Here is a 12796-nt window from a genome sequence, read left to right on the forward strand (position 1 = left end):
CATGGGGTCAGCCCGCACTTTATCGGGCTTCGGTAGCCGATGCCAGATTGAACTCGATGGTCTGCTCCTTGTGCGGACAGGACGGCCCTTCACGCCGGAAATTGCTGCACCCCCAGAAGCTGCCATAAGGCCCGTTACGCTGTTTCATATCCCCGCCACACTCCGGACAGATCGGCACCATGGTCTCGCACTCCGGGTTCACACAGACGCGGAAGCGGTCTTTTCGGTACATCTGGCTGTCGCAGGTCGGGCAGCCCGACTCCGTATGTGAGCATAGCGGATACTTGCTGCACCCGTAGAAGGGGCCGAATTCGCCATCACGGGGCACCATCGATCCGGTTTTGCACTTGATGCATTTCATCAACTCGAACAGTTGCTGGGTCAGGGAGGTTTCGAACTCGTCCAGTTCCAGCGGGTACTTGTCCTTGAGCAGTTCCACCACGAATTCCGAAGCCACCGTCATGTCGGTAACGAGGTAGACCCGATGCCTGGCGCGGGTCAGAGCTACGTAGAACAGGCGTCGTTCCTCCGCATGGGGATAGGGCTCGGCAACTGGCAACAAGGCCTCCAGCAACGGATGGGTCTGTTTCCGCGAGGGCGTGCCGTACTCGCCGGACACCGGCCCGAGAATGACCACATAATCGGCTTCCATACCCTTGGAGGCATGAATGCTGGCGCTTTTTATCGACAGGTTCGGAAACAGCCGACGCAGTCTTCTTTTTTCAGCCTTATCTGGCAAGTTGTTCTTGTAGCGCGACAGCAGGTAAACACTGCTGCCGTCGTCGGCAATCTTGCTGATGCGCTCCAGCACCTGCAGCAATCGATCATCGTCCTGATAGCGCCCGGTCTGGCGCAACAGTGACACGGCAGGGCGGTCAACCTTCTGCAGGGACTTCAGCTCCTTGGGAATCTGGGTCGGGTTGCGCAGCACGAACCGTGAGGCCACCTCGCCAATGCGGTTGTTGAAACGGAAGGTCTGATCCAGGGCCACGGTGCACGTAGGCCCGAACTCATTCTTGAACCGGGTGGTGTACTTGAGATCACTGCCGGTGAAGCGGTAGATCGACTGCCAGTCATCCCCCACGCAGAACAGCGAACAACCAGGGTTGGATTGTTTCAGCTCATACAGCAGGCGCGCCCGGGGTTCGGAAATGTCCTGAAACTCATCCACCATGATATAGCGCCACCGGCCCCGGCACTGGCCGCTGCGGACATACTGTATCGCCTTGCCGATCATGTCATCGAAGTCGATGTCCTGCTGCTCATCCAGGTGTTGCTGGTAGTCTTCGATGATGGGCTCCAGAAGCTCCAGGGCTGCGCGTAACTGCTCCGAATGGTCGCTTCTGATGACGGGCTCATGACGGCCGGGTTCATAGCAGTTGGCCCGGTAGCGCTGCAGCAGGTCCTTCATCAGGGTGGCAAACGTGCTGATCTCACCCAGCTCTCGCAGCGTTGCCAGAACAGCCTCACTGGGCAGCGGATCTCCAGACACCTCGTGCTCTGCCAGCGCCTCTGCAAGGTCTGTCTCCAGAGTGCCTTCCATGCGCTGGTAGTGGAACAGTTCGATCAGCGTGGTGTCTTGTTCCTTGTGCAGGTTCTCCTTCCAATCCATGTCTTCAAGGTATTTTTTGCGGTTCACGAAGGGCGGTGTATTCTTTTGGCGGTCAATGCCATAGAACTCGATGTAGATATCGTGCTCGGGCAGATAGAAGTCCGGCTGGTACTGGCGATGGAAGACAGTTGCTGTTGTGTGCTTGTACTTCGCCTCGTACGTGTACTCGATGCCCTGCACAAACAGATAGTTGGCAATATGGCACTCACCGAGGCTCTTCACGGATTCGCCTTTCAGCGTGCGGATGTTGTTGGCCTGCAGTGATTCCAGATAGTCACCTTCGGTTTCGAAATCGAACGGGTTGATCTCGGGGTACATATAATACTGAAAGTATCGGTTGGCCTTCTTGCGGTACTCCGGGTCCGCCAGGTGATCCTCCAGCCACTGGTTGACGGCATGGGCTAGTTGGGTGCCATCATTCTCGGTAGCAAACGGGCTGACGGTGGGTTTGGCGCCCTCCACGGCGCCAATGATGTCCTGCCCCAGCTTGTGAAAGGTCTTGGCCGTGATGCCGATGCTACCCAGCCGCTTGTCGGCGCGTTCCTGCATTTCCCTGGCGGCCTTGTTGCCGAAGGCCAGCATCAGGATGTCCTCAGCCTGCGCCTGGCCGCTGTGGACCAGGTAACCCGCCCGGCCGATCATCACACTGGTTTTGCCCGTGCCGGCACCCGCCAGAACCAAGTTGTTGTCCTCATCGATTACACAGGCCTCACGCTGACGCGGTGTCAGCGGCATGCTCTCCACCTGATCAAAAAACGCCGCATGTTCCTGCACCTGCTGCTCTATATAGCGCTGTTGCAGCAGAGCCTTCTGCTCATCATTCAGGTGTGCCGCCTTATGAAGATATTGGAACACCGGCAGCCTGGCATCCCCAGTGCACCACTCAGCTTTGGGCACCCGCCCGAACAACTGCACCGCATCGGTGGCTTTTGCCTGCGCCTGCGTGACCCGGTATTGGCTGGGGTACCCCGAATTCAGAATGGCTTTGACCGCAGCCGCCGAAGCATTCACTTCCGGCGCCATGCGAGCCAGCACACCCACCCGCAACCAGTGCACCAATGTCCTGGCCTCTTTCTTTCGCAGCCCGGAAAGCACCAGCGGCCCTTGCTCGGTGCTCAGGTGGACACGTGCGAACAGAAAACCCTGACTCAGAGCGGAAGGCTCTATCAGAGAGGCTGGCAGAACAGTGAGTACATTACCGTTGTGCTCCGCCTGCAGCACGGGCCCGGAAAAATGAAACTGAGTAGGACCTGCCCCGGCAAAGAGCCTGGCAAGAGGGTGGGGTTGGATGGTTCTGGAGGCTGGTGGTTGTGTCATGGAGGGACTGCTTTCTGGATACTGCTCTAGAGCTTTGATAACAGAATGATGGCCCGGTTTGCGATAGGTTAGACGCTATGGAATGATCTTTCGGCGCAATGTTGCCTGTTGGCGCTGCCTATCTGAAAACCTGGAGTAGGGCAGAGGGAGTCCGAGCGATGAGCTTTGCCTTCTATCTGACTTCATCCAGTTGAAATGCAACGCGGTACTTTAGCAGCTTTATGTTTGAAGAGGCTTTTGCTGCCAAAACAACTCTGGGATCAAAATCCGATGCCACTATAACTCCTCTTACTGGCCTATTTGGCTCCAGCTCCTGGACGCTGCCTATGTAGCCGAGAAGTTGTCCCACAGCGGCATCACGAGCTTTCCCTGCTTTGAGTTCAATCACAACCAGTTCACCGTTGCTTCCATTGCAGAGAAGATCAACTCTGCCTGCTTCTGTTTGGTACTCCACTCCTCCCTCAACAAGTTGAAGGCCAGGCTCAATGTCCGAAGGCATTCGAGCGAGGTAAGAATGGAGATCGCGTTCAAGCGATAGACTTGCCTCGATGGTCTCTTCAACTTCAGAATCTGTCGTCTCATCTTGGCTGTCTTGTGCCATGATTGCCCCCGGCACAACAATCTCGCCTCGTTTAATCTGAGACTTGTACCAAGCGTAGTGAGTTTTTTGCCACTTGCTGGAAGGAAAATTCTCGAGCACGAGCGACGTTAGTTTTTCATATGAAGGAAATTGACCTTCGCTCGCGCAGGTATCTATCACCAACTCTTTGATGCTTGAGTAATTGTTCATAGTTTTCTCGGGTAAGGATGGCTAGGCGTGCCAACAGTACCGGGGGAAGTCCAGCATCGGTTGGATGGCCTAGTTAGGACGCATCTACTCAAATGCCGCTATACACTGCCCGATCAGGCAATCCTTATTATACATGCCCTCTTGGATTTCCGTTCCGTGGCGAAAGGATACGTACTGTTCGCATACGGCCCGTTTGTCAATGACATTGCTGAAATATCCCGAAGCGATCGCTGGGTTTACTGAGACCGAAATCACAAGGACCACGAGGGCAAGTGGATACGCAATTGCTGCCCTATACTTACTTCGGAGGTACTTCCCTATTGGAATGGCGACTAGCCAGATGCTAAGTGCAAACGCGCAGAAGACCGCCATGGTGGCAAACACGAGATCTCCATTGCCGGTGGGCTCCGTGACATCTCCAATCACGACTATGCGGTTCAAAGCGATAATGAAGACAATGGCCACTGGAATGTTCAACAACGCGTAGGCCTTAATACCTTGATAGAAGATAGCACCGTGAAGTTTCAATCCACTGACGGCTAGGATAACTGCCGATGCAAGCCAAAGACAAATTGAAAAGGAAACTGTGTTGACTGTAAGTAGGACCAAAAACATGTCCATGCGTAAGATGCTCACGGGATCTATCTCAAGGTAGCCAGGCAGGAAAGTGCCTATTGTTGCAATCGCCGCTCCCAGTGCCGCCAGAGCCGCAATGTAATCAAGCAGCACATACTCCAGATCTGGGTCGTTCGAAGACTCCAGATGCAAATAGGGATTCCGGAAAAAGCGGACGAGGCGCTTGTAGCTCTCCGGTACAGATGCAAGAAATCGATGAATGGGGTCTTTGCTAACCATGAGAATGTACCATATTGGTTGAATGGATTTTCTAGAGCCCTAACGACTGGAACGGGGTAGGTTCAGGCTCCAAGTGCTTGCGATTGTTTTACGATATCCGCAGCATCACGGGAAAATCCCCTTTCGACCAAAATCGGATCCTCACATGGGGTTTGTTCTGGACAAAGCGCTTTCTGTTGCATATTTAGAAAACACAACGGAGCCCTGACTGCCGGTTACTCTCCGATAAGCGCTGCCCAACAGAACCTTAAGGTTGCTGCTTGTAGAAAGCGAAATATCACCAGTGTTCTTTTACTTGAGCATGAACAATTTGCTCTCCGCGCTTCACTAACCGATCTATCCACTCAGTCTCCATTGCATTGAAGTTGGTTGCATAGCCAGCCGTAACCTCTCTCTTTACCAAATTAGGGGGAGCGAATTTTAAACTGCTATCTTTCTGCCCAAGATATGGCAATAAGAAGCCTTTAAGCTTACCTGATTCCTTGAGATCAAACAGGCGTTTCGTTGCATGATTTTGAGCCCTAGCGAATACACTCTCAAAGGCTGCATGCATACGCGAAATCCAAACAGAAGGTGGTTCAGTTACATCTAGTCCGTATCCAGCTCTACAAGCAATAATCCAGTCATGTTGCTCTACAGGCATGCTGTCGGAAAAGTCACGGTCTGGCCATAACGGTGCAAGCCCGAGGTTGTCGTACACGCCGCCATCGGTCAACGTTATACGATGAGCCACTTCTTTACCGTTCTTGCTGAAAACCAGTACCTGTTCGAGCGCCGGCAATGCAGCTGGGTATGCCGCCGAGGCTACAACCGCATCAGCCAGTTCTACCCCATCTACGCTTGCTGAGCCATAACGCCAACAATGGAGGCGCTCCTTAGTGAAGTAAAACGCCGCCTTCGATCTAAGCTCGCATGCGACAACTATTAGCATTGGACGATCTTCACGAAGTTCTTGCAACTTGCAGTGATTGAACGTTTCGCTGAATACATTTCTCAAGATTGTGGTTCGGCTGGCTTTACGCAGAAACGGAGCAGAATTTGGCCAATGTTCACCTTGTCTGTCTCTCTTCAAAAGCTTCAGCGCCAGTCGCGCAATGATTGCGACTGCTCTCTCAATCATCAAGGCTGTGGCATAGCCTATTGCTTTCAGCCCATCAGTGGAGGTGACTGCCCTTATTACTGCAGGTCGTACAAATCCTCTCCTCAAGACCTCCTGAACCTTCGTCTCAAATGAATCGAACGATCCAGAGTGGCTGCAATAAAGCCCAGCAAGCACGCTGCCACCAGACACTGCAGTGATCGTGCTTACTTGCTCAAGGAGCTTCAGATCATGCAACGCTCGAAGACATCCTAAATGGAAAGCCATAGCCCGAGAACCTCCGCCAGAGAGAGCTAACGCAAGTTTGCCTGAGCTGCCATCAGCAGTTACCAGGAAGGTCTCATTCCTCTCCATGAGCAATCACTCCGTGCACTGTTTCACGCTCTTGCCACCCAGCTCGAAGCCAGGTATCCAGCTCTCCACAGATGGCCATCACAAACGGGGAACCAGAGGGCTCCATATGAGTTTTCAAATGGGTATAAACTCGTTCGTCATCATCACTCGGTCTCGCAGGCACCCCGCCTGGGTGACTGTGCCACTCACCGATGTAGTGCAGTCGACCTGCTGAGGCTTTGGCCAACCTCTCAATGATTGGCTTGAGATCTTTGATTCCGCGAATGAAGTACGTTGGTGTCTGTTGACTATCAGGAGGAGCGGGCAATGCTGCTACGATGTGCGTAACATTGCGCACAAGATCGAATGTCCCTAGAAGCACACCGCCGGTTTCATTTTCACCTGATTGGCGACGATGCATCCGCATCGTCCGAACAACCTCTTCGGAGACGGTTAAGCGCACATCGTTAGCTTGGAATCGGGAGACTTTGTGCACTGGCATGCATACAGAATCGACAGCACCTATGTCAGGCTCCAGTCTCCACATACGAAAACCGGCATTGACCTCAACAAGTAACTGAGCAAGGCGTCCGGCCGCTAGGCCGCATAGAGTGTGTACTTGCCACGGAGGTAGAGGTCGCGAAAGATCTTGGCATGCATTGGCATAACGAATTCGATCCAAGCGAGCCGCGATGAGATGATTCTTGAGTCGTTCTTCAGTCGCTACTGCCCAAAAATACTGTGCTTCAATTTCATCCAGCTTGATTGATCTGGACAGGTCTTCAGATATAACCACCAAATCTGAGCCATCGGGTCCGAAGAAGGCACTTGCCGCACGTTTTGCCGGTTGGTCCGTCAGCCACCCCAAGACCGCCGGAGATGCACTGAAATCGATTGCCACTTCAGCATTGCGTAACGCTCTATCCAACGAGGCTTGTTCCTTGCCAGGATTGAATACATTCACCGAGATAGAGGTATTGCCACCTACCGCTAAGACACTGTCTAGCTCCTGCTTGAGAACATAGGCTTTAGACAAGCCCACCGAAATATTTCTCTGCACTTGGCGAACAGTATTATGAGGTAATGTTATGTCGCCATCCACCAGTACCCATGGACCAAGCCCAGAGCGGGTTGCTATTGTGGCAACGTTAGAACCAATGGCACCAGCACCGATTCCGAGCAAAGGAGTGTCCTGTGCACGACTTGAGCCAGAAAAGACTCTGGCGGCAGACCTATCCAGCCGTTGAACAACCCGCCAAGGGTCCATCCGGATCGACGAAAGTTCGGCATTGCTGATGTCGCCGAGGACCTTAGGTGCCGTTGTATCATCTTCGGTAATGGTGACATCCAGGCGCTCCCCAAGCTCAGCGACAGAACCTCCAAGCGTATAGCACCAGATTTCAGGCTTCTCGTTCACCCCTTCAACGGTTCTTCGCTTCGGAACTGTAAGGATGAGCAATGGACGGCGATGGGCCGCGCTAGCGAGGTGTTCGCTCTCCAGAAGCCACGCTTTCAAGCCCTCTATCAAGTTGAAGCCCAGCTCTAAGCATAAGCTCTGCAATGCTCCCAAATCATAAGGAGTATTGGAAAGCCCCCGATGAACTTGGCTTGGCAAGCACGGAGAGTAGACTGCAAAGTCCTCTTCAAAGATTGGCGTTTCGGGCTCAGCCCTCGACATACTCACAATTGAGCACGTTCTATGCTTTAGCGCCATGTCGATATGCCAAGGCCCCTCCATCTCTCCGGCCGGTATAATGAGAGTGTTGGAACCGGTGAGAATCAACGGCTCCAAGAATTGATCATCATCGTGAATCGTGCCTGCAGCCATCGCTGTAAACCATGCCCTGATGCGCTCAATCAGGCTCTGACCCGTGAGGCTTGTCGCTAGGTCAGACCAGTCCTCTTCCCAAATACACAGACACAACCCACCATCAACATCCGGATCCAAGTTGGTATGCACAAGCCCAACGGGAAAATCACTACGGGTTGAAATAACATGAGGCGACCATGAATCATCATTAGCCATGAAGATTCTTATAGGCTCCGTTGAGCAAATTGGCACACTCCGGCGCTGATCAAGCGAAAGGTCAAGGTCGATGTCCAACACATCGACCGCGCCGCGCAGGGAGAAATCTCTAAGAGTCGCGTAAGGGTGTACCTGCGACTCACTTAAGTATCGTACAACCGATCGTGCGAGCCTAGAACGAGGCATGTCGTACCTCTGGTTCATGTCAAATCCCTGCGCGTGGCGCGGGAGTCTCGACGACGACATTCGGCGCTTGTTTTCGAATCTTATATCCCGTGCTCTTGATCTCGATAACTAGTGGTTCTGGCTTGGATATCGTCGGATGTTCCATTGAGACCACCCATTCCCCATTTAGCTTTCGAGCTACCCCTTTGTAGTAAGCGGCGGCCTGACGATGAGGTGGCTGCTTATCCTCGTCATCGCTCGGAATTGGCTTGCTAGTGGAAACTAGCAGGCCAGCAGATTGACCTGCCTCTTCGTAAAGCCACTTTGACGTTGCAGTTGGCTCAGTTTCCTCATTACCTTTTTCGTCAGACAAAGCAGTGTAGCTACAGTGATGTGGGATGTTGTTGATATCCCACTCTAGCCGGTAATCTCGATCACGATATCGAGTGACTTCAACGATGTCATCGATGACTTCATGCCCGACATCAGCCGACAAGATCATCTTGGTTTGTTCTCCATCGACCTCGAAAACCGCTTGCATGAACAGGGCATCATTGTTGCGCACTCGCACGATGTCTTCTTCATCACGCTTACCAAAAGGAGAATGCACGAAGAACTCGACACAGTCTTGTCCAAGGTTGAACTCTGGGCATAAGGTGCCTGCATCGCTGATCAGGTTACGGCGCTTGGCTGGCTCAATTTCACGGTCGATCAGGAACTGGTCTAGCTCTTCCGGCCTAGAGAACACTCGAATCCCCTCCCCCTTAAGGAAACGATGGCGAGCCTCAGCACGAAGAGTTCGGGCCTGCCCCTTCACTCCTGCCTCAAGGACGGCGTGAGCCGGTACCCACAACGTTTTGATCCTGATGCGATCATCGTTCTGGTACTTTTCTGCGTGTTCTAAATAAAAGACCTCTTTCGCCCGATTGCAGTGGTCTTGATCTAAATGGGTGAACGCCACGACATCGATTTCTGTATCGTCTCCAAGGATCTCGCGCAACTCCTTTTCCAAATCGCAACGCTTGTCGTCAGCATCGTCAGGGCTATGCATATCCGCGAAGTCGAAGAGAACTCGACGGCCATTGGCAAGCTCTATTAAGCAAGTATCGGCATTGCCGATGGGGAAAAACCGAACAATATGCATACGATCTCCTTTGGTGAAAAAATCTGTATAGCAACAGTCCGGCATCGCTTTAGATGCCGGAAATACTACACATAGCCTACATATGACTAGTGTCCTGCCTGATTAATTCGGCAACTCTCTGCGTGCGGTCTGCGGTCTCTAGCCAAGGCGACATCCCGCAGGCGTGGTGGGTCCACTTCAAGGGATGTCAACACTGGCCAGGGGCCGCAGAGGCACGCCCTCCGGGAGCCCCTGAAGCGCTCTGATAGCGGCGTTGCGATGTTTAGATTTGGAGCCACCAGACCTTCAACATCGCGCCTTGCTCTCAAAGCGCTCAATGGCTCAGGGCAGTGTCGAATTAACCATACAGGGCACTAGGGGACTCTCCGTTGGCACTTTCGTATCTCGGCTACACGGGCGCTGAGAATGTTTGTACAGCCACGCTACCGCCCGGCCGGGTGCAGTGGCTTGCCAATCCTTCGGGACTGTTGTTGACCCGCCCTGTCGCTATGGGCAGGTTTTGAACACTGTCCCTAGGTTTAGCTTCTGCGCCCGGGTTTTGCAAGTATTGCGTCAAGCAGTGGTGGTGGGGCGGAGTACTTTGGTCTGGTAGATGTCGGTGGCGGGCTGGGCCATCAGGCGGTCGGCCATTTCCTGTTTCAGTTCGGTCAGGCGCATTTCGTCGGTTTGGGTTCGGTTGGTTCTTCGGGCGAGGGTGATGAATTCGGAGCGCCCTTGGCATGATCAGGAGAGAGACGGCTAGAGCAGTCCGAGGCGACCTGCCTGCGCAACAGCGGCCGCGCGCGATGAGCAGTCCAAGCGGGTATAGATGTTGGCCAGATGACGATGCACGGTGTGCTCGCTCAGCACCAGATGTTTGGCGACCTGCCGTTCGGTCAGGCCTTCTGCTGCCAGCTTCAGGATCTCCAGCTGCCGCCGGGTGAGCGGGCAGGGTTCCGGAGGGGTGTCGTCCGTGGCGAGCTCTGCGAGCAGGGCGGTGGCCCGGTCGGCCTCGCTGGTAGCCTCCAGTTCATCCAGCGTTGCCCAGGCCCGGCGTGTCTCGACCACCGCCAGTTCAGAGCAGGCGGTCGATGTCAGCGCCTGGGCCAGCTCGAGGCGCGCCAGCGCGGCCTCGAAAGGTGTACCGGCACGGTCGAAGCTGGCGACGGCGTCGGCGCAGTGTTGTGCCGCCAGTTCGGCATTGCCGTCGGCCAGCGCGAGTCGGGCTTCACACAGTCTGGCCGTTGCCACCAGGGAGCTTGTGCCCACTGTGGCGGCGAGATGGCACAGCTCTCGGGCGTAACCAGCGGCCGTGTCAGGGGCTTCGAGTGCCAGCCGTGCGCGTACAGCTACCTCAAGGGCGTCAGCTCGTTTCGGGCTTGTGGCCGGTAATTGACGCAGTGTGCGCTCGGCCAGGATGGCGGCACCGGCAGCGTCGTCTGCGTCCAGATGCAGTGCTGCCAGCCCGGCCTGGGCGAACCAGTGTTCACCGGCCGCCTCGAAAGCCTGTCGCGCCTCGGCGTGACGGCCCTGGCGGCGTCGCAGGTCGCCGAGCCGGGCCAGTGCGTCGGCACGCCAGGCCTGTGGGCCGTTGGGGAGTCGGTCGACGGCGGTGACGAGTTCCTGTTCTGCATCCTGCCAGGAGCCCCTGCGCGTGAGGATACGACCATAATGCGAACGGCAGTTGCCGACCACGAAGGGTACGCCAAGGCGTTTGCTGAACGCGCCGATCTGCTGGCTCCACTGCCCGCCACGTTCGTCGTCGCGCAATTCCTCGCATGCGGTGAGTAGCAGGCAGCAGGACCAGACCGCCGGCACGAGCTCTTCGTACTCGCCGGCCAGGGCAGCCGTCGCTGCCTCATCCAGGCACCGCATGCCCGCCGCGATTTCACCCCGCTCCAGCAGCACGACGCCTTCCATGGCAACAGCGAACATCTGCAACCCGACCGCTCCGTGGGTTTGGCCAATTCTCTGGGCTTCGTGCACCAGCGTTCGCGCGGTGTCGAGTTGTTGGCTGCGCAACGCCAGATAGGCGTCGAACACTGCCAGCCAGCCATGTTCCGGAGCTTCGTCCAGTCCGTCGAGCAGACGACGGCTGCGGGCAAACCACCCCTCGGCAATCGCTGGCTTGCCGGCAAACCACAGGTGGTCGTCGCCGATCCATGCCGCCATCCGGGCGGCCCCGTGGGAGTCGCCTGCGGCATGATAGTCGCGGTAGGCCTGTTCTCGAGTTGCCAGGCAGGCGGCGAGGTCTTCCTGCCACCAGTGGACCCAGCTCAGCCCTTCGAGTGCGGCGGGGCCACTGTTGCTGGCCAACGCCGAGTCAAAGCACGACCGGGCCTTAACCCACCCGCCCCGAGCAAGTGCTTGATAGCCCTCGGCAACCGCCTCGCTGATCAATGCTGGCTCTGTCATGCGGCGCACCTGAGTACCCTGAATGAACCCCGAGTCCTCAGTGTACGCCGACATTTTTGTCGCCGGTACCCCGTCACGGCCTGCCCCGTTCAGGGGCACGGCCGCTTTCGGTCCGTTCGCTCTCCTCATCGGTTCTGGCCGGTGATAGTCAGGTACTCGGCCGGCAGCACGACCTGGCCATCGGCAGTCTTGTAGCGCGCAAACAGGTCGGCCAGCTCGGCTTGCAGGTCGGGCCAGCGGCCATCGGCCTGGGTCAACTCGCGGGCCATGTTGACCGGGCCGAGATAGTCGGTGTAGCAGGAAACAGCCGCATCGACGGAGGGGTGGGTGATTTCCCAGATCGCGCGCTCGAAGCTCAGTGCCAGGCCGGTGCCCTCGAAGAGCTCGCGGACATTCTTCTCGTCACCCCAGGCCAGCGGCGGATCGACGAACTCCGGGTCGGGTGGTAAATAGTTCGCTACGATGCGAAAGAAGTCGCCGAATACGCCCTCCGGCGTCCAGGCGCACAGCCCGAGTTGTCCGCCGGGTGCGAGTATCCGCGCGAGCTCGTCAGCAACGACGTCGTGGCGCGGCGCGAACATGCAGCCGAATGTCGACAGTACAATGTCGGCATGAGCATCGGAGAAGGGCAATTCCTCGGCGTCGCCTTCGATCCACTCGACGTCCACCCCGGCCTCCTGCGCGCGGCCGCGGGCCAGGTCGAGCATATGGGGTGTAAGGTCCACGCCCGTGACCCGGGCGCCCGCCTGAGCAGCCGGAATGGCAGCGTTGCCGCTGCCGCAGGCGACATCGACCACGTTCTGGCCAGCGCCGATGCCAAGCCTGCGCACAAGCTGCGCACCGACCTCATACAGGTTCTCTGCGCGCATCATGGCATCATAGTCGCCTCGAGCCCACACGGTGCGGGCGGCTGATTTGACCTCTGACAATTGTTGCATGGTGACCTCCTTGGTGATTGGGAGAACACCAGTATCGTCAGGGACGCCCCGGGGCGACTTCCCCTGAACGGGCCAACTTGTCAGGCGGCTGCCATGGCCCGGACGGGTAAGACCAATCCATTC

General features: G+C 56.0%; 8 protein-coding genes. All 8 read right to left on the reverse strand.

What is annotated here, in order from left to right; translation table 11 throughout:
• Nucleotides 1–19: 19 nt before the first annotated feature.
• On the reverse strand, nucleotides 20–2929 hold the full coding sequence (locus E4656_RS12245; protein WP_135483558.1) for a UvrD-helicase domain-containing protein: 2910 nt from the start codon (nucleotides 2927–2929) through the stop codon (nucleotides 20–22).
• A gap of 172 nt (nucleotides 2930–3101) precedes the next feature.
• Nucleotides 3102–3719, reverse strand: a complete 618-nt coding sequence (locus E4656_RS12250) for an endonuclease NucS domain-containing protein (protein WP_135483559.1) — start codon at nucleotides 3717–3719, stop codon at nucleotides 3102–3104.
• 84 nt (nucleotides 3720–3803) lie between these two features.
• Nucleotides 3804–4574, reverse strand: coding sequence for a hypothetical protein (locus E4656_RS12255; protein WP_135483560.1), 771 nt, complete (start codon nucleotides 4572–4574; stop codon nucleotides 3804–3806).
• Nucleotides 4575–4851: 277 nt separating this feature from the next.
• On the reverse strand, nucleotides 4852–6027 hold the full coding sequence (locus E4656_RS12260) for a patatin-like phospholipase family protein (protein ID WP_135483561.1): 1176 nt from the start codon (nucleotides 6025–6027) through the stop codon (nucleotides 4852–4854).
• A complete protein-coding gene (locus E4656_RS12265; RefSeq protein ID WP_338090035.1) occupies nucleotides 6014–8278 on the reverse strand; it encodes a Mov34/MPN/PAD-1 family protein in 2265 nt (754 codons plus the stop codon). Before E4656_RS12265 ends, E4656_RS12260 begins: the two co-directional genes overlap by 14 nt.
• Nucleotides 8238–9341 (reverse strand): ComEC/Rec2 family competence protein, encoded by a 1104-nt coding sequence (locus tag E4656_RS12270; protein ID WP_135483563.1) that lies wholly within the window; start codon nucleotides 9339–9341, stop codon nucleotides 8238–8240. Before E4656_RS12270 ends, E4656_RS12265 begins: the two co-directional genes overlap by 41 nt.
• 738 nt (nucleotides 9342–10079) lie before the next feature.
• Nucleotides 10080–11789, reverse strand: coding sequence for a LuxR family transcriptional regulator (locus E4656_RS12275; protein ID WP_167856047.1), 1710 nt, complete (start codon nucleotides 11787–11789; stop codon nucleotides 10080–10082).
• A 71-nt stretch (nucleotides 11790–11860) separates the two neighbouring features.
• On the reverse strand, nucleotides 11861–12673 hold the full coding sequence (locus tag E4656_RS12280; RefSeq protein ID WP_135483565.1) for a class I SAM-dependent methyltransferase: 813 nt from the start codon (nucleotides 12671–12673) through the stop codon (nucleotides 11861–11863).
• Between the last annotated feature and the right edge of the window lie 123 nt (nucleotides 12674–12796).

Origin of the sequence: Natronospirillum operosum, from assembly GCF_004768465.1 — a bacterium.
In the GTDB taxonomy this organism is placed as follows: Bacteria; Pseudomonadota; Gammaproteobacteria; order Pseudomonadales; family Natronospirillaceae; genus Natronospirillum; species Natronospirillum operosum.